Source organism: Sphingomonas qomolangmaensis, from assembly GCF_024496245.1.
Taxonomy (GTDB): domain Bacteria; phylum Pseudomonadota; class Alphaproteobacteria; order Sphingomonadales; family Sphingomonadaceae; genus Sphingomonas; species Sphingomonas qomolangmaensis.
In genome coordinates, this window is sequence record NZ_CP101740.1 from 2,056,344 (window position 1) to 2,074,387 (window position 18,044).

General features: G+C 66.0%; 13 protein-coding genes. 5 read left to right on the plus strand and 8 right to left on the minus strand.

All coding sequences use genetic code 11. The features are described from left to right. Position 1 precedes the first annotated feature (1 nt). The 6 genes from NMP03_RS09720 to NMP03_RS09745 are packed head-to-tail and all read right to left on the minus strand — an operon-like array spanning position 2 to position 9,779. Positions 2–853: a hypothetical protein gene (locus NMP03_RS09720; protein ID WP_256505171.1), complete on the minus strand. Its 852-nt coding sequence runs from the start codon at positions 851–853 to the stop codon at positions 2–4. A gap of 16 nt (positions 854–869) precedes the next feature. Continuing rightward, positions 870–1,922 carry a polyprenyl synthetase family protein gene (locus NMP03_RS09725; protein WP_256505172.1) on the minus strand — a complete coding sequence of 351 codons (1,053 nt, stop codon included), beginning with the start codon at positions 1,920–1,922 and terminating at the stop codon, positions 870–872. Then, complete coding sequence (locus tag NMP03_RS09730; RefSeq protein ID WP_256505173.1) at positions 1,919–5,956, minus strand: hypothetical protein; 4,038 nt, start codon at positions 5,954–5,956, stop codon at positions 1,919–1,921. The genes NMP03_RS09725 and NMP03_RS09730 overlap by 4 nt, the downstream gene beginning before the upstream one ends. A 10-nt stretch (positions 5,957–5,966) precedes the next feature. Beyond that, entirely contained in the window at positions 5,967–7,010 is a 1,044-nt protein-coding gene (locus tag NMP03_RS09735; protein ID WP_256505174.1) for an exonuclease/endonuclease/phosphatase family protein, read from the minus strand. 46 nt (positions 7,011–7,056) lie between these two features. Then, a complete protein-coding gene (locus NMP03_RS09740; RefSeq protein WP_256505175.1) occupies positions 7,057–8,340 on the minus strand; it encodes a hypothetical protein in 1,284 nt (427 codons plus the stop codon). 26 nt (positions 8,341–8,366) lie between these two features. Continuing rightward, positions 8,367–9,779, minus strand: a complete 1,413-nt coding sequence (locus NMP03_RS09745) for a hypothetical protein (RefSeq protein WP_256505176.1) — start codon at positions 9,777–9,779, stop codon at positions 8,367–8,369. A gap of 441 nt (positions 9,780–10,220) precedes the next feature. On the opposite strand from NMP03_RS09745, the gene NMP03_RS09750 reads away from it, so the two are divergent. Together NMP03_RS09750 and NMP03_RS09755 are read left to right on the plus strand one after the other, a co-directional pair. Further along, positions 10,221–13,340 (plus strand): arabinofuranosidase catalytic domain-containing protein, encoded by a 3,120-nt coding sequence (locus tag NMP03_RS09750; protein WP_256505177.1) that lies wholly within the window; start codon positions 10,221–10,223, stop codon positions 13,338–13,340. Positions 13,341–13,613: 273 nt separating this feature from the next. Next, entirely contained in the window at positions 13,614–16,154 is a 2,541-nt protein-coding gene (locus NMP03_RS09755) for a sensor domain-containing protein (protein ID WP_256505178.1), read from the plus strand. A 15-nt stretch (positions 16,155–16,169) separates the two neighbouring features. Here the strand turns inward: NMP03_RS09755 and NMP03_RS09760 are convergent, their stop codons facing one another. Further along, the gene (locus NMP03_RS09760; protein ID WP_256505179.1) at positions 16,170–16,385 is read right to left on the minus strand and encodes a hypothetical protein; all 216 of its coding nucleotides are present in this window, start codon (positions 16,383–16,385) and stop codon (positions 16,170–16,172) included. 142 nt (positions 16,386–16,527) lie between these two features. Between NMP03_RS09760 and rpmG the strand changes: the two genes are divergently transcribed. Beyond that, positions 16,528–16,695: a 50S ribosomal protein L33 gene (rpmG, locus tag NMP03_RS09765; protein WP_033922433.1), complete on the plus strand. Its 168-nt coding sequence runs from the start codon at positions 16,528–16,530 to the stop codon at positions 16,693–16,695. A gap of 42 nt (positions 16,696–16,737) precedes the next feature. Here the strand turns inward: rpmG and NMP03_RS09770 are convergent, their stop codons facing one another. Then, entirely contained in the window at positions 16,738–17,100 is a 363-nt protein-coding gene (locus tag NMP03_RS09770) for a response regulator (protein WP_256508085.1), read from the minus strand. A 38-nt stretch (positions 17,101–17,138) separates the two neighbouring features. Between NMP03_RS09770 and NMP03_RS09775 the strand changes: the two genes are divergently transcribed. Both NMP03_RS09775 and NMP03_RS09780 read left to right on the plus strand, forming a co-directional pair. Next, the gene (locus NMP03_RS09775; protein ID WP_256505180.1) at positions 17,139–17,417 is read left to right on the plus strand and encodes a DUF3572 domain-containing protein; all 279 of its coding nucleotides are present in this window, start codon (positions 17,139–17,141) and stop codon (positions 17,415–17,417) included. Next, complete coding sequence (locus tag NMP03_RS09780; protein ID WP_256505181.1) at positions 17,414–18,040, plus strand: HAD family hydrolase; 627 nt, start codon at positions 17,414–17,416, stop codon at positions 18,038–18,040. Before NMP03_RS09775 ends, NMP03_RS09780 begins: the two co-directional genes overlap by 4 nt. Positions 18,041–18,044: the final 4 nt, after the last annotated feature.

Here is an 18,044-nt window from a genome sequence, read left to right on the forward strand (position 1 = left end):
CTCAGCCGAACAACCCCCGCAATGCATTGTTGATAACCGCCTGGAAGCTCGAACGGATATTGGGCGAATTAAGCGTGTCCGAGATCTGGCCGATCATCGACTGTTTGGTGCCCTTGTCCTCGAATATCTGCTGCGCGGTCTTGCTATAGGTATCGCGCCACGTCGGATCGCCGATCGAATAGATGACGACGGCGACCGACAGGTCGGCCGGATCGGCGGCGAAGCTCAGCTGGTTTACCGTCACCACCAGCGTCGACCCGTCGGGCGAAACCGTTGCGCTCGCCTGCGCGGTCGCCTTGGCTTTCGCGAAGGTGGCGATGAAGGTTCCCTCGCCATGCGGTGCATATTGCGTACCGATCAGACAGGTCGTGCCGTCCTCGCTCTGGCAGCAACGCTGGTCGATCGAAAAATTACCCTGAATTTGGAACGACTTGATCGGCCAGGTCCCGATCGTGCCGAGCGTCGCCCCCGCCGAGATATTGTCGCCATCGGTGACCACCGGTGGGTCGGCAAGCATGTTCGATATGCCCACCAGCTGGAACGGAATCGCCTGCGGAAAGCTCACGCCGCTGATAGACGCCAGGTTGAGGATCGGTATCGCGCCGTCCGCCGGGATGCCGAAGCTGGTCTTGCTGGGCGGCGACGTGCCGGCGCAAATCATCTGCGCCCCGGTCACCGCCTGCGGCCCGATCTTCAGATCGGGCCAGCCGCCGTCGATCACATAGGGCTCGACGACCGGGTTGCTCTGCTGCTGCACCAGCTTGGGCAGATAATAGTCCGAAGTGGGATCGGTCGTCTTCTTGTAGAAGGTCGAGAGGAAGAACTGGAGAATCGGATCGGGCGATGCGGTCATCGATGGGGTTCCTCGATCAAGCCACGGCGCGATCGGCGGCGGGCTGGTTTGGAGAGGCCAGGAAAGGACGATCGACCACATGATAGGCGATCGCCTCGGCGGCATCGCGATGCGGACCGGCGGGCACCAGGTTGAGCTGACCGATGGCGAGTATGGTATAGGAGCGCGCGAGGGCATAGGCGCGCATCAACCCGGCGGAATCGGTGACCGCACGCGCCGCCGCGGCGATCGATTCGGCATCGGTGCTTTCGCCGCGCACCACGCAGTGCAAGACATGATCGGGCTCGAACTCGGGCAGCGCTAAGATGATCGGCAGCGTCATCCGCTGCGCCAGCAAATCGGCATGGGCGCCCTTCCCCGCCAGCGCCTCGGGATGCACGAAATCGAGCACGTCATCCATGATCTGGAATGCCCGCCCGACGTTCCAGCCGAACTGGCTGATCGCATAGATCGTGCGCTCCCCTGCATCGGCGAGCGTCGCTCCCGCCTCGCACGCAAAGCCAAAAAGCGTCGCGGTCTTGCGATCGATCGTGCGGAAATACCGCATCCGCAGTTCGTCGATCGAACGCGTCGGATCGATGTCGAGCTCGTCGAGTTCGCCGCAGCACAGCTTGAACCCGACATCGAGCACGTGGTTGACCAATTGCATGTCGCGCTGGGTTTCGACGCTCGCGGCAAACACGCGGATCGCCTGGACGAACTGCAGATCGCCGATGAGAATCGCGGTCTTGGTCCCGCGCGCGGCAGCCGTCGACGGCGCCCCGCGGCGCTGCGCCGCCTCGTCGATGATGTCGTCGTGGATCAGCGTGGCGGTGTGCAGCATCTCAAGCGAGACCGCGGCCTGGACCGCCTTGGCGGGCAACGGCGCATCTTCCTGCGCGCTGCACATGCGCGCCGACAGCAGCAACAGCAACGGGCGCAGCTTCTTGCCCCCGCGATAGGTCGCGCGCTCGATCTCGGTCAGGTAGCGGCGCTGGGGGTGCAGCGCGTCGAGCAGCCCCGCGTCGAAGCGCGCGCGCTCGCCCCCCAGCAGCGACCAAGCGTCGCTCAACGGATCGCGCGCGTTCACGCCGCGAGCAGTTCGAGCGCGAGGGCATATTCGCGATCGACATACGGCGCGGCAATGGCGAGCATCGTATCGATCGACGTGACCGATTCGGGCGAGGCGTTGGGCCGAATCGCCGCAAGTCGATCACCGAGCTCGCGGAGCGGATGATCGGCGTCCTTGGTGGCCGGCAGAACGCGGTTGCGGCCTTCGATCGTGATCAGCCGGACGATCTCGTGCTGGTGGAGATAATAGTGGAACAACAATTCGCGTCCGCCGGGCAGCGCCGCCATGTCGAACAGCGCCTGGCGCCAGCGTAGCTCATACGCCACGGCGAGCCGCAAGCCATCGTCGCGCTGGCGGTCTCCCTCTGCGCCCCGCGACGTCGCCTGCATCAGCGGTGCAGCCCCTTGCATCGCGCAGCCCTTCGCAGCGGCCCAAATGTCATCGAGCGCCTTCGCAACCGCGGCCGCGGTCTTGCCGAACGCTTCGGCGATCGCATTGCACGCATCCTCGAACGTCTTGCCGAGCTGCTTGAACACCTGCCCGATCTGCTCGATCGAAGCGTCGAACGCGGCCTTCATCGCCTTGGCCGCAGCGACCAGATCGTTGCCGAACGCGATCAAACCCGAAGCGATCGCGGCAGCGAAATTTTCCAGCGACGACAGGATGTTAGCGTATAGCAATTTGACGTTGTTCTTCAGCCAGGTCGCGATCGCATCCCACAGATTGCCGATCGCGTGGGTTATGTCGGCTAGGGTGAGGGTGAAGTTGGGGGTGAAGTTCTGCCCGGCATAGCCGAACGACAGCCCGATCGAAAAGGAACCGCCAACCGGGCTCAGCGCGAGCCCCGCCCCCAGCGTCAGTCCCGCCGCAACCCCCGGAATATGGATCGCGGGGATCACCGTAATGCCGGCGATCTTGTAGGCCGGCAGGTCGATCTTCAGCGAGAAGCCGAACTTCGCCGATGCGGCTAGGCTCATCTTGGCCATGCTCAGGTGGCAGCTCAGCTGCTCGGTCATCCCCAGGAAGGTAAAGTCATATTCGAAGTCGAGCGTATCGCGGCTCGCCTTCAGATAGACCTTGTCCTGGATCGCGCCGCCGAGCAGCTTCACATTGCCCGACAGCTCGAGATAGGTCGCAGCCTCGCCCGCCAGCAACGGTCGCCGATCGACGGCGGGAAGCGTCGCCAGGTCGTGCGCCAGCGCGAGCGTCGAGACGGATGAGTCGCGGTGGAGCGTGCTGAAGCGCGGGGCATCGCGCGCCACCAGCGCCACGCCGCTGGTAAATGCCGCGGTGTCGACCAGGAACGACGGCCCCTTGGTCCCCTGGAAGTCCGAGATCACGAGCAGGTCATCGCCCAGCTTGATCGGCAAATTCACATTGCCCATCGCATATACGCCGCGATCCTGATTGACCGCGACGTCGACGATCACTTCCCAGTCGTAGAACAGCACGTCGGCCTTCACCTGGATGCCCGGCTGGAAGCTTTGATTGCCGATCTTGAAGCCGTTGGGATCGTCGACGATGTAGAGATCGATCGTCTTGAACGCGATCCCGTTGAGGACCGGCACGCTCGAAAGGTCGAGCGTCGTGAATTCGGTGATGAGGTCGGTGAGCTTGAGCGCCTGATCGCTGGCGTCGAGCCCAAACAGCAGCGCGCCGGGCACTTCGAAATCGATGATCGACGCGCCGATCGTGAAGGTGAACTGGCGCGGCGCGGTGCCGATCACGAAGCTGCCGAGCATGCCGATCGTCACGCCGGTCCCGCCGATGACGACCGTAACGCCGGCATTGGCGACCGTCAGCCCCGCGATGCCGAACGGATTGGGCCAATTCTCCACCGCGAGGTCGAATGCGACCGCGGGCGGCTCGAGCTTGATGCTGCCCTGCCCCGCGATGACGAGCGTTTCGCCGCCGATCTTGAGCGCGGCGGCGGCGATGAGGTCGAACTCGGCCGCGCCGGGCTTGAGCACCACCGCCAGTTCCTTGAAGGTGAAATCCTTGTTCACCTCGAACGAGGGCAGCGAGGCCTTGATCAGCGACTTGGCCGGCGTGGTCGAGTCGATCTGCGCGACGAGGTTGAGCGTCACGTCGGCGGTGAAGAGCTTCTTGAGCAGGTCGAGCCCATCGCCCTTGAGCTGCAGCGTCGTGAACGCGGTGACGCCGGCGGGGAGCGGCGTCGGCACCGGCATCGTGAGGTTGGGCAGCGTCAGCTTGTCCGCCGCGATCGTCGAAACGATCAACCCGGTGTTGCGGAAGCTCAGCCCGCTGAACAAGTCGGCCAACGGCGGGAACAGGTCGCCCGGCGACCACGCCTCGGGAACCGCGAAACCGACGACGAAGCCGGTCGACTTGGCGGTGCGGCGAACCTCGAAAAAGCCCGAGCCCAGGTCATGGCCGTTCGCGGTCGCGGTAGCGGACAGCATGAAATCATACATCTTGCCGCCGTCGCTCGCCACGAGCCACTGCGCCGCGCGCGTCACCGGCGCGCGCTGCTCGTTGGCGATCGTCAAACTGGCCTGCGCGTGGGTGATCGTCACCACCGGCAGCCCGCTCGGCGTGCTGGTGCCGGTCAGCTTGCTGCCGAGCTCGGTCAGGTTGATGTCGGGGAACTTGCCGGTGAGCGTGAATTGCTCGTGGAGGTTCCAGGTCGCGTCGAAATCGATGTCGGCAACGGTAGCGGTCGCCGATATCGTCCCCGTCGTCGCGCCGCCATTATGCTCGAGCTGCGCCGACGCGCCGGTGAGCGCGACCGAGGTGAAGCCGAGCGGCAAGGTCCAGTTGCCCGACAGCGACGTATCGAAATACCAGTCGAGCGAGGGAACGGTGATCCCCAGATCGAGCCCATCGAGGTCGAGCGTCGCGGGGATGTCGACGCTCAGGAAATAGTCGATCACGTCGTTGATATGGACGACCGAGCCCTCGCGCAGCGCCGCATACAGCGTACCGGTGAGCCCCGACGATGTCTTGGCGATCGCCACCCCCACGCCCAGCGTGCCGCCCGGCCAACTGGCCGTCGCCTCGACCGATGCCAGGACCTGGAGCGCGCCGAGCGGATCGAGCACCGCGAACGACATCCGCCCGCCGGTCAACGTCACCCCGCGAATGATCGGCCAATCGCCCGATACCGCCGCCTGCACCGCGATCGAGACGATCTTCTGCTGCACGGGATTGAGCTGGAAGCTCAAGCCCGCGACCGCATTGATCCCGGGAAAGCCGCTATCGCTCGGCACATAGGAGGCGAGATCGGCACCGCCCGCCAGGCTGCCCAGATCGGCAAGCGCGAGATTGGCGGCGCCGCTCAGATCTGCCTCGATCGCCACCACCGATTTGGGTGTCGACAGATCGATGAAGATCGGAACCTTCTTGCGCTTGATCGTCACATTGGCGGCCAGCCCGATCGTCACCTTGGCCGCGGTTTGCGCGGCGCCCTGATGATCGTACCAGGTCATCGCCGATGAAGCGATCTGGAACGCCGGGGTCAACGTGCCGAGCGGTTCGAGACTGACCTGCGCGATGTCGGCCTGCAGCGTGAACACCGGCACGTTGCCGCTCATCGCGATCGGCCCCTTCAGCGCGAAGCTGAAAATATTGCCGAGCAGCCAGCCGATCACGCCGATATCGCCGTTGAATTTGGCGGTGGTCGCGAGCGTGAGCGCGCTGGCCGCCGGCGCGGTGGTCGATAGCACCAGCGTGACGTCCGAATAGTCGAGTTCGGTGAGCACCGAGCCGCCGAGCTGATCGAAGGCGGTGTCGAACCGCCAGGCCGACGGCGCGGTGGCGGTCAACAGCAGCTGGACCTCGCTCCCCGATCCGTCGAACACCGCGGTGACGGAGGTGTCGGCGAACGGCGCGACGCTGCCCTTGCCCCGAACGGTGACGTCCTGGGTGCCGGGCGTGAGCTTGGCATCGACGATGTCGAGCGTCGCGCCCTTCGGCAGATAGGCCCCAAGCGTTTTGGCGATGGCCCCCGCGCCGAAGGCACCGACCGGCAGCTTGAGCGTGCCGCCGTCGATGTGCGGCTGAAGGATGGCTTCGATGTCCTGCGGGCTCACGGTCGACCTCCTAGATCGTTACGTCCGCCCAGACGGGCAGATGATCGCTGACAGCGTTGCGGTAGAAGATGTAGGCATAGGGCGCGCTCTGGAGCCATTTGTTCATCGGATAGCCGAGCATCGAAGCGTGCGGGAATTGCTCCGAACCGTCCTTCTGGGTGATGAATTTCTGGGCGAAGCGGCTCGGGCCCGAGCCGGTATCCATCAGGATGCCCAACGCATCGACCACCCCGCCCCGCGTCGCCGCGGGACGGCAGAAGAGGTTGTCGAGGCAATTGTCCTTCTGGACGTACCAGGCGGGATCGGCGTGCCAATTGCGCGGATCGTCGCCCCATGCCTTGGTCACTTCGGCCCACGTGGCGAGGATGGTCGGGTCACCCACCGCGGCGACCGAACCGGCGCCCTGCCCTGCCGTGGTGGGGGGCGGCGGCACCGGCACCGGATCGGTGAGCCAGGCATAGAGGTCGGCGTTGAGCGGTAGCGGCATGTTGTAATCGCCGCCCATCACCCGCGAATTGGTGTTGAGCACCCCCGTGCCACCGGGATTGATGCTGTAGATTTCGGGCATCTGGCCGAGCCGCTTGACCCCCAGCGAGGTGTTGCCGCTGGGCGGCGCATGATAGCTGGTCGCGACGAACACGGTGTTGGTGTCGGTGGTGCGGAAATAGACATAAGCGGGGCGCCGCCCGCCCTTGGTAAGGTCCTTAGTCGGAAAATCGCCCGATGCGATGCCAAAGCCGTTGGCGATCGGCGCGAACTTCGCGTCCTGGCTCTGGAACAGGATCGCGTAGGATTCGCGATCCTTCTCGGGCCGCGTCTGCAGGACGATGTAGCGCCATTGCTTGCCCGTCGCGATCGCGCAGGTTTCGGCGGCGGTGAACGCCACCGCTTCGGCGATCGACGTCATCAGTTCCTGGAGCAGCACCACTTGCGCCCCGGTGTGCGCGATCATCGCGCCGACCAGATAGGCGAGGTTCGCGTTGTTGGCCGACTGACCGTATTTCTTCGGTCCATAGACCTGGATGTTCCAAGATAAAAATCGGATCGTCGCCATGCACGCCCCCCCCAAGACCGTCGCCTGCAAACCGCGCCTGCGCGCGCTATGATGCCGCCAGGTTGCCGCCGAGGATGATGACCCCGCCGCCGCCGCCGGTGCTGGTGAGCCACGGCGTGATCGTGATCGAGGTGCCGCCGATCGGCTGGGTGATCGCCGGAATGTTGAGCGTCGCGAAGTTGATCCCGCCGAGATAGCCGAGGATCTGCGGCTTGAGCGCGTTGGCGATCGACGAGAGCAGCCAATTGACCATCCAGCCGACCAGCTTGCCCACCGACCCGCTGAGGTTGACGTCGATGTTGAAGTCCTGTGCATGATCGCTGACGATCGACACGCTGTTGCCGCGCGGGATGACATTGGCGATCAGCGTGGGATTGGGGCTGGTGCCGATGTCGACGCCGATGCCGATATCGACCCAGAACACCTCGGCGCCCGCGCCGGCCGACCCCGCCACCGAAAAGGCCGCCGCGATCTGGTTGCCCTGCGCCTGGACCTGCGGGTTCACCGCGCGAAACGAGTAGTTGTAGTGGACGCTGAAGCCGCTGCCGCCGCTCGAATCGCCGCCGTTGAGCGCTACGCCGTTGCCGATCGCGGCCTGCGCGGCGGCCTGCAATGCGGCATTGTCGAGCGACACGAAGAAGGGCTGGCCAAGCCCCGGCACCGGCTGGGTCGGCACCGGCGGTTGGCCGCCGTTGACGTTGGCGACCGCAAGCAAGCTACCGTTGACGATACCCACGCTGAACGGGCTGACCGGCACGCCCGGGATCGACGGGATCGCGAACGATACGCCGTCCAGCGCCTGCTGGATGATCTGGTTCATCTTGGGCTGGATGAACTTGGTGGTGAGCCATTGCTGGAACGGCGTTCCCCCCGAGGTGACCGCGGTGGAAATCACGTTGAAGCCGATCTTGCCGCCCGACGAGGTGAGCGTGGCCTGCGTCACCGACGACACCGTCATCGGCGCGCTTTCGGGGCCCGAACTGAAGGTGATCACGATCGGGTTGAGCGTGATCGTGAGGCCGGGGGCGTCGGCGAGCAACGCCGCGACGGTTTCTGCATGGTCCTGGGGGACGAACTCGGCATTGGCGTTGGCGAATTCGGGATGGCTTGCCGCCGCCGCGAGCACCGCTTGTGCGGCCGATTCGAGGTGCAGCCCGGCCGAAAGATTTACCAGCGGCGGCGCGCCGATGTCGTAGTTGAGGTTTACCGTCGTGCCCTGGAAATCGAGCGAGGCATTGCCCTGGAAGAGCTGCGCGTGGGTCTTGGTGTAGACGCTGGCAAGTATCTGATTCAGCTGGTCCTGGCTGATGCCCAGGCAAACATCGTTCATAACGGTACCCCCCGAATAATATGCGGTCAGAAGTCTCCCAAGGCCTTGTTGATCGCATCGTTGATGCGATTGCTGAGATAGGTCAGGACAGTGGGATCGCCGAGCTTGTCGCCCAGCTTGCTGCGGATGAGATCGTGGACGAAGCCCGCATTGGCGAGCGCCTGGGTGACCTTGTCGTAGAGGTTGGGATAGGGCCAGTTACCGCCGCTGCTGAGCGAGATGGCGATGTTCGGCAGGGTCGCGGTCAGCTTGGTGAGCGTCACCGTGAGCTGCGGGTTGTTCGGGTCGCCGGTGACCGCGACGGTGCCGGTGATCACCACGTCGGGCACCGGAAAGGTATCGGTGAAGGTTCCCGATCCGATCGGCATGTCGCCGCCCAGCGCGGCCAGCTCGGAAAAGAGCCGGTTGGGTCCGTCGCTTTGCTCGTAGTCGCGGATGAAAGCCTGCGCCTCTTCGTGCGCCTGGATATAGACTTGGCGCGCCGCCTCGTCGCGGAAGGCGCCGACGGGGGCGATGTCGGTCGATTCCTGCAGCGACGCCGCCAGCAAATGGCTGCGCAGCGCGCCGGCGGGGGTGGACGACACCTCGGTCATCACCTTGCCCACCGTCACCGGCCCGGTGTAGCTGGCGTTCACCACGCCCTTGAACGACAGCGTCGCCTTGGCGGCATCGGCGAAGGGATCGTCGGCGCCATTGCCCCCCGCATTCTGGCAGGCGCGCTCGAAGATCACCTGGCGGATCATCGAGCTCGCATAATAAGCGGTGTCGCCGACGGTCTTGGTGGGATCGTCGGGCGCCGCCGCCGCCACCGAGGTCTGGTCGGCCAAGCCCGCCGAGGTCGGACGGTTCTGGCTCATGTAGCTGGTGAAGACGTTCTGGCCGCGGACGACCTCGTTCATCGCCCAGTTGTTGTCGTAATATTGACCGACCATCTCGAGCCCCGCGGGGGTCTGGACCAGCTGGTCGCGATAGTCGCGCGCTTGCTGGAGCCGCGCGTCGCCGTCGCCGTCGCCCAACGCCGACGCCCCAACCTGCAGCCCGGGGATGATCTTCATCAGCCCGCTCGCCCCCGCCGCCGCACAGCCGAGCAGACCGTTGCCCGTCACCGCGTACTTGCCCGCGTACGACAGCCCCTGCCACCGGATGATCGCGGTGAAGACCTGGCTGGTCTCGTCATAGGTGAACCCGCCGTTCGCGGCAGTCCCGAGCCCGCCGATGCTGGCACCGCTCAGGCCCAGATTGACCTCGCCGAAGGTCGAATCGCCGAACAGGCCGAAGGGACCGAGATCGGGGACCGGGCGATTCCCCAAGGGCGGAACCGTATGCCCGTCGCCCGAAGCACCGTCGACCAGCACGGTAGGCAGATAATAGGGCGTGCCTTGCTTCCACAAGAGATTCCACGCCTGCTTGAGCAAAAACGCCGCAACCCCTCCAGCCATCACCGCCCCCTATCTATTCACCGCCGCTTGCCAGAACGCTCCAGACTAAAGCAAGCGCACTTGCCCACTAGATACGCGCGCATCTGAATATCGCACATCTAGGGATATCAATCGCAACCCTTGATGTGAATAGACAGTTGCAGCCATATAGTCGGTATAATGCGTGATTAACCTTCAAGAAAAGACGACGCATTTCCATTAGTCTTCGGCTTGGCAAGTATCATATATCGCCATTCTGAACTGCATCTTGATTTTGGGCACAATATAGGATCCCGCATGCAAGCGGCACCGATGCCCGACGCGATCGCCGATCTGCGATCTTCCCGGCGTGGCAGCGCCCTGCGTTCGACGGTCGCCAAGCCGCGCGGCGGGCGATACGGTCGCGGTCGGGCCGCACCGATAGGCGAGGCCCCCATGATCTAACCGTCCGAAGGGGAACAGATGCTCGAAACCTCAGCCCTCGCGATCGCCTTGGCGCTCGCAAGCAGCGGCCCCGCGACCACCGCCCCGGCGCGCCCTGTGGCCGACCTCCCCCAGGGCCCCTGCGACCTGTACAATGCCGCGGGCACGCCCTGCGTCTCGGCGCACAGCACCACGCGCGTGCTGCTGTCGCGCTATGCCGGCCCGCTCTACCAGGTCATGCGGCGGTCGGACGACACGCTGCTCGATATCGGCGTGTTGCCCGATGGCTATGCCGATGCCGCCGCGCAGGACCGGTTCTGCGCCGGCACCTTGTGCGTGATCACCAAGCTCTACGACCAATCGGGCAAGGGCAACGACCTGTACCAGGCGCCGCCCGGACCCAAATATCCAGGGCCAGCGAATGGTGCCTTCAACGCGCTGCCGATCGCCGACATGGCGCCGATCACCATTGGCGGCGGCCGCAAGGCGTATGGCGTCTACGTCATGCCGGGAATGGGCTTTCGCAACAACAAGGCGCGCGACCTGCCGATCGACGACGAGGCCGGGGGAATCCACGTCGTGGTGGCGGGCGACCATTACAGCAACGGCTGCTGCTTCAACTATGGCAACGCATCGACCAACGGCCTCGCGGTCGGCACCGGCACGATGGAAAGCGTCTATTTCGGCACCTCGAGCGGCTGGGGCAGCGGATCGGGCAAGGGCCCATGGATCATGTCCGACATGGAGGCGGGGCTGTTTTCGGGCTATGACGCCGGCGTCAACGCCGCCAACCCGTCGATCGACTGGCGCTTCGTCACCGGGGTGTTCGGCGGCGGTGGCCGCAACTTCTGGAAGCTGCGCGGCGGCGATGCCCAGCGCGGCGCGCTCAGCACCTTCTACGAAGGCGTCCGTCCGGGCTCGCGCGAGAACAAGGACTATTTCCCGATGCGCAAGAAGGGCGCGATCCAGATGGGGAATGGCGGCGACAACGGGAACGGCTCGGCCGGTACCTTCTATGAAGGCGTGATGACCGCGGGCCATCCGAGCGACGCGGTCACCGACGCGGTGCAGGCGAATGTCGTCGCCGCGCGGTACGATCTGCAGCGGCTCACCCAGACCCGGCTGACCAGCTTCCGCCCCGGCGGCGGTGCCACGCTCACCGCCACCTTCCGCAACACCGCCGCAGAGCCCGCCGCCGACGTCGCGCTGGGCGTAGCGCTGCCGAGCGGTTGGACCGCAAGGCCGACAACCCCCGCCAGCTTCGCGCGCGTGGCCCCCGGCGCCAGCGTGCAAACCACCTTCGAAATAACCTCGCCCGCTACCTCCAGCGCGGGCTTCCTCACTGCCAAAGCCGATTGGCGCGGTGCGGCCGGGCGCCAGGCCGACACCAGCCTGCAACGCGTTAGAAGCGCGCAGCCCGTCAAGCTGAACGAGGTCCGCTTTGCCACCGGCGGCAATGCGACCAACCAGTTCGTCGAGCTCTACAATGCCTCCGACCGCGCGGTCGACATCTCGAACTGGCAGCTCACCAACACGCGAACCTTCTTCGCCTCCGAGCCGCTGGCGACCATCCCGGCGGGCACGAGGCTGGCAGCGGGCAAACATTATCTGCTGGGGCTTGCGCCTTCGGGTCTGGTCGCGCCAGCCGCGGCAGGCGCGCGGTCAATCAACGTGCGCAGCACCGAGGGCTTCGCGACCGGGCAGCAGATCGCGATCGCCGGCGAAACCCGCCGGATCGCCAGCGTCGGAACCGCAGCGACGGTGCCGACGACGATCTTCATCCCGGTATCGACCGGCCCCTGGCTGACCGTTCCCGCAGGCTCGACCACCCTGCCCGTCGCCGATGCGACCGGATTCGCGGTGGGCGACAAGATGAGCATCGACGCCGGCGGCAATCCCGAGGTCGTCACGGTCACCCGCGTCGGCACCGCCGCGACGCAGACGACGCTGGCGGTCGCGGTCAAGCAGGGCGCGACCACGCTCAAGCTAGCCGACGTATCGAACCTCTCGGTCGGCGACACGCTTTCGCTCAGCACCGGCCAGCGGCTCGAATGGGTCAAGGTCGCGGCGATCGGGTCGCCCGGCGCCGACGGGACCGGGGTGACGCTCACCGCGCCGCTCAAGTTCGACAATATGGAGGGCGTCGATGTCGCCGGCCCAGGGACCGGGATCGGCTTCTCCCCCGCGACGCGGCATGCGCACAAGAGCGGTGACGCGGTGCAGGCGCTGGGCAGCGGGATCGCGCTCGATCGCCCGCTCGGCCGTGCGCACCCGCGCGGCGCTCCGATCGCCAACCCGCAGGTCCAGACCGCGGGCTATCGCGGTCCGGCACCGCAGCAATGGTTCGGCGGCGACCTGTCGATCCGCGGCGGCGCGATCAGCCTGACCGATCCCAGCGGCAAGATTCTGGTCGACGCGATCGTCTATGGATCGCAGCAGAGCAATTCGAGCGCGAGCGGCGCGGTGACGATGCCCGAAATCGCGACGCTCGAGGGCGACCAGCACCAGGGCGGCTGCATCGCGGTCATCCCCGGCGCGGGATCGGGCCCGAGCGCGCCCGCCACCGCGCTCGCGGCGTCGGCCCCCGGCGCGCCCGATCGCAGCGTCGGCCGCTTCCCCGACGGCGCCGACACCGACAGCCTGTGCAACGACTTCGTCGTGCAACCCGCGACGACCGCGCCGCAGGGCGCCGCGGCGGGTGCCAAAGCGATCGGCGTCGCCAGCGTCGCTGGGTTCGTGCCCGGCCAGGCCATCACGATCGGAGCCGAAGGCGCGCAGGAAGCCGGCGTCATCGCCAATGTCGGCACCTCGGGCGCGACCGTCGTGCGCACCGCGGTCGAACAGGGCGGCACGGCGATCGACATCGCCGACGGCGCCGGGTTCGGCGCGGGACAGGCGATCACGATCAGCCAGGGTGCCGACGCCGAAGAGGCGGTGGTGAAGGCGCGGCAGAATGGCCGCGACGGCAGCCGCATCACTCTCACCGCCCCGCTCGCGCGCGCCTATGCCGTCGGCACCAGGGTGTCGGGCAGCGGCATTACCTTGCGCACCCCGCTGCAGCGCGCGCACGCTGCCGGCGCCGCGGTGCGCGCCGAGCTTCCCACGCCCGGCGCGGCAAATGCTTACACGCGCGAGGGGCCGGGGACGGCGCGACGGTAAAGCGAAGCGGCCCTTGCGTGCTCGCGGCCGGCAGTCGCGCAGCAGGCGCGCAAACGGCTAGCTTGCGCGAATCGGCTGCTCCCTCCCTTCTCAGAGGGGGGGGCAGCCGATTCGCAGCGCGCGATCTCCACGCGGGCATCGGCGCGAGTCGAACAGCGCCCGAATCGCCCGCCCGGCCTAACCGCAGCTGCCACTTCACCGGACCTTAAGCTTTGGGGGGCTAGCTGGTGGATCGAAAGTGCGAAGCTTACAATCCGCTGTTGGGACTTCGAAGTGCAGTATCTTCCCAACCGAAAGGCATCTCGAGATGTCCCGGCCGAGCCCGACGAGGCGCTGTCCGATCGTCACCGTGAAGCGCTTGCCGCCGCGTTGACCCCGCTCGTCGAACAGATCGCCCACGACGATTTGAAGGCGGTACTGAGCCGGGCCCGCGTCGGCATCATGCACCGCGATCTAGATCGGCGCGTACTGATCGTGAATGAAGCCTATTGCAAGTTGGTGGGGCGTTCGGCGCAGCAGCTCGACGGGTTGGAGTTCGCGGCGTTCACCCATCCCGACGACGTCGCGCAATCCTGCCGGATATTTGCCGAAAATTTCGATCGGGGGACCCCGTTCGAGATCGAAAAACGCTATATCCGGCCCGATGGGACCGCCGTGTGGTGCAGCGTCCACGTCTCGTTCGTGGCCGATGCCGCGGGCAAGCCGCAATCGACCATCGTGGTCGCGTCGGACATCACCGCACGCCGCAACGCCGAGGAAGAGCTGCGCGAGAACGAGGAACATTACCGGCATACCGTCGAGCTGAACCCCCAGATCAGCTGGACCGCCGGCGCCGACGGCGCGGTGCTAGACGTCAGTTCGCGCTGGCACAGGATAACCGGCATCGCGAAAACCGATGCCATGGGCGAACGCTGGATCGCGGCGCTCCACCCCGACGACGTTCCCCGAACGCGAACGCAATGGGCAGCTTCGGTGGCCAATGCACGGCCGCTCGACATCGAATATCGCCTGCGAACGAGCAGCGGCGCCTATCGTTGGTTTCGCGGACGCGCTGCGGCGCGGGTCGACGCCGCGGGTGCGGTGGTAAAATGGTATGGCACGCTCGAGGACGTGCACGACCGCCGGCTGGCGCAGGACGAACTGCGGCACAGCGAAGAACGCTTCAGGCTGGCGGCGCAGGCGGCGAATCTGGGCATTTGGGACTATGACGTAGCCTCGGGCCGACGCGAATGGTCGAGCGAGTTCCGGGCGATGCTTGGCTTGCCCCCCGAAACCGAACCCAGCGTCGCCACCGCGATGACGCTGGTGGTGCCAGAAGATCGCCACCTGCTCGACGCGCTGGTCGATGCTGCGTGGGCAGGCGACAACGACGCGCGTTCCGAGATCATCGTTCGCGTCAGGCGGGCCGATGACAACGCGATGCGATGGATGCGCACGGCAGGCTGGCGAATGCAGACGGCATCGGGTCAGCTGGCCCGTATCGTGGTGACGATCCGCGACGTTACCGACGAACGCACGGCCGAAGAGCGTATCCGCTGGGCCGCCAACCACGACGCGCTGACCGGCATTGCAAACCGTTTCCGCTTCACCGAACGGCTCGAGCAAGCGATCGCGCGGTCGAAGCCGGGACGAGAGGTGGCGCTGGTGCTGCTCGACATCGACCGCTTGAAGGAAATCAACGACACGATCGGGCACGACGCCGGCGATGCGCTGCTCCGCGCGTTCGCGGCGCGGCTCGACGCAGCGTTCGGCAGCGGGACCGTCGTCGGTCGCCTGGGGGGCGACGAGTTCGCAGTGCTCTTGACGGGCGTCGCCGAACCCGACCTGACCGGCTTGACCGAGGCGGCGCTCGAAGCGCTTCGACACCCCGTCGAATATGACGGGCATGCCTGGGATATCCAGGCGACCGCGGGCGTCTCGATCTATCCCAGGGACGGCGCCTGCGCCGACGAGCTGCTCAAATCGGCCGATATCGCGCTGTATGTCGGCAAGAGTAACCGGCGCGGCGAGGTTTCGGTGTTCGAACCCGCGATGCGGGCGGGAATCCAGCGCCGCACCTCGATGCTTCACGTCGCGCGGATGGTCGTCAAGGAAGCGCGCGCGGTGCCCTTTTACCAGCCCAAGGTCGCGCTCGATACGCGGCGGATCACCGGGTTCGAGGCGTTGATGCGGTGGCATCACGATACCCTGGGCGTGCAGGGCCCCGACACGGTTTCCGCCGCATTCGAAGATCTGCGGCTCGCCGCGGCGCTGAGCGACCGGATGATCGATCGGGTAGCGCATGATTTGCGCGGCTGGATCGATCGCGGACTGTGCCCCGGGCACGTGGCGATCAACCTGGCGCCCGCCGAATTCCGCGACGATAAGCTGGTCGATCGCGTGATCGGCCCGTTCAACCGGCTTGGCGTTCCGCTCGAATATGTCGAACTCGAAATCACCGAAACCGTCCTGCTGGGCCGCGATACCGACAAGGTCGCGACCACGCTCGCGGCGCTTCGCGACCACGGGGTGAAGATCGCGCTCGATGATTTCGGAACGGGCTTCGCCTCGCTGTCGCATCTGAAACTGTTTCCGGTCGACGTGATCAAGATCGACAAGAGCTTCGTCGCGAACATGTGCCAGCAGCGCGACGACGCGGCGATCGTCGAAGCGGTCGTCGGCCTGGCGCATCGCCTGAAGATGGAAGTGGTGGCCGAGGGCATCGAGCGCGAGAGCGAGGCCAGGTATCTGTCCGAACTGGGATGCACCTACGGCCAGGGCTATCTGTTCGGGCGCGCGGTACCGGCGGCTGCGGTTCCCGCGTTGCTCGGCTGAAGCGCAAGGCTGGTGTCACCGATCGGCGAATCGTTCCTCGACGCGCGCCGCGCGGACCAGCACCGCGCTCGACAGCAGGATCGCCGACACCAGCACCGCGATCGACAAGATTCCGCCGCGGGTGACTTCCACCCCCGCCGACATCGCGGCACCGCTCGGCATCGTCAGCGAAAATTCGGCGCGCTGATATGCAGGGGTCGCCACCAGCGCTCGATTCTTGTCCTTGGCCATGCCACAGCTCCCGCACCGGTTCCCGATCGCCTTGACAATCGCACGCCCGTGCCGCATGCGCTCGCATCAATCGGCGGCCGCTTCGATGCGCGCCGCCTTTCGCATTTTCGCCTTATGGCATCACGAAGACAAGGATTGGGCCATGGCCAAGCCGACTACCGTCAAGATCCGGCTGGTAAGCACCGCCGACACCGGCTTCTTCTATGTGACGAAGAAGAACCCGCGCAACCAGACCGAGAAGATGTCGTTCCGCAAGTACGACCCGGTCGTGCGCAAGCATGTCGAGTTCAAGGAAGCCAAGATCAAGTGATCTGGGCCCCCTCTCCCGCCGCGCGGGGGAGGGATTTGGCGGTCACGCCAGCGCGCGTATCTCGTCCATGAAGCGCATCACCGAGATCGGCTTCGAGACATAGGCGGTCGCGCCAGCCGCGCGAATCCGGTCTTCGTCGTCGCGTCCGGCATAAGCGGTCACCGCCATGATCGGGATCGAGCGCAGCCGCGAATCGGCCTTCATCCGCTGGATCAGCTCATAGCCGGTGACATGCGGCAGCTGGATGTCCATCACCACCAGGTCGGGCATTACTTCGCGTGCGCGCGCCACCGCCTCGCGCCCGTCGCGCACCGGTTCGGCGATATAGTCGTGTGCGCGCAGCAAATCGCAGAACAGCTTCAGGTTGAGCTCGTTGTCCTCGACAACCAGCACCTTCTTTGCCACGTCGACCGCCTGTTCCTGCATGACATGAGCGCTAGCCGATGCCGATCCGCGAGACAAATCCCGACCGCGATTCGCACATGATCGCGCTGCAGGCGCTGGTGTGGGCGCTGGGCGAGCCGCGGCGCGCCGAGCGGCTGCTCGACACCACCGGCTTGAGCCCGGCATCGCTGCGCGAGGGCGCGGGCGATCCCGCGGTGCTCGCCGCCGCGCTCGGCTTTCTCGAAGCTTATGAGCCCGATCTGATCGCGTGCGCCGAATCGCTCGGCGTCTCGCCCGCGCTGCTGGTGCAGGCACGCGAATCGCTGGAGAATCTATGAAGCCGTTGTTGATTTGCGATTGTGACGAGGTGCTGCTGCACATGGTGCGCCATTTCCGCACCTGGCTCGACGAGGCGCACGATATCGATTTCACGATCGCGCATGGCGATTTCTCGACCGCGATGACCCGGCGGAGCGACGGCAGCACCGTCGTGCGCGACGAGATGTGGGGGATGCTCGACGGCTTCTTCCCCGCCGAAATGGCGCGGCAGACCTTGGTGCCGCACGCCCGCGAGGCGCTGGCGGCACTGGCCGAACGGGCCGATATCGTCATCCTCACCAATTTGAAGGACCATTGCCGCAGCCACCGGATCGACCAGCTGGCGGCGCACGGCATCGCGCACCGCGTCGATTGCAACCAGGGCGGCAAGGGCGACCCGGTCGCGGCGTTGGTCGCCGAGCATGGCCATCCGGTGACGGTGTTCGTCGACGATCTGGCGGTCCACCACGAATCGGTCGCGCGCCATGCCCCCGGCGTCCACCGGCTGCACATGATCTCCGAACCCGATCTTGCCACCGTCACGCCGGCCGCGGTGCACGCGCATGCGCGAATCGACGACTGGCGCGACGCGCGCGGCTGGATCGCCGAGCGGTTCGCTTCGGGCTTGCCCGCCGCCGCCTGACCCG

What these genes read in the sequence shown, in the direction of transcription:
- NMP03_RS09740 (WP_256505175.1), bottom strand. Translation starts at nt 8,340, where the DNA reads ATGAACGATGTTTGCCTGGGCATCAGCCAGGACCAGCTGAATCAGATA.
- rpmG (WP_033922433.1), top strand. Translation starts at nt 16,528, where the DNA reads ATGGCCAAGCCGACTACCGTCAAGATCCGGCTGGTAAGCACCGCCGAC.
- NMP03_RS09750 (WP_256505177.1), top strand. Translation starts at nt 10,221, where the DNA reads ATGCTCGAAACCTCAGCCCTCGCGATCGCCTTGGCGCTCGCAAGCAGC.
- NMP03_RS09745 (WP_256505176.1), bottom strand. Translation starts at nt 9,779, where the DNA reads ATGGCTGGAGGGGTTGCGGCGTTTTTGCTCAAGCAGGCGTGGAATCTC.
- NMP03_RS09760 (WP_256505179.1), bottom strand. Translation starts at nt 16,385, where the DNA reads ATGGCCAAGGACAAGAATCGAGCGCTGGTGGCGACCCCTGCATATCAG.
- NMP03_RS09720 (WP_256505171.1), bottom strand. Translation starts at nt 853, where the DNA reads ATGACCGCATCGCCCGATCCGATTCTCCAGTTCTTCCTCTCGACCTTC.
- NMP03_RS09780 (WP_256505181.1), top strand. Translation starts at nt 17,414, where the DNA reads ATGAAGCCGTTGTTGATTTGCGATTGTGACGAGGTGCTGCTGCACATG.
- NMP03_RS09775 (WP_256505180.1), top strand. Translation starts at nt 17,139, where the DNA reads ATGCCGATCCGCGAGACAAATCCCGACCGCGATTCGCACATGATCGCG.
- NMP03_RS09735 (WP_256505174.1), bottom strand. Translation starts at nt 7,010, where the DNA reads ATGGCGACGATCCGATTTTTATCTTGGAACATCCAGGTCTATGGACCG.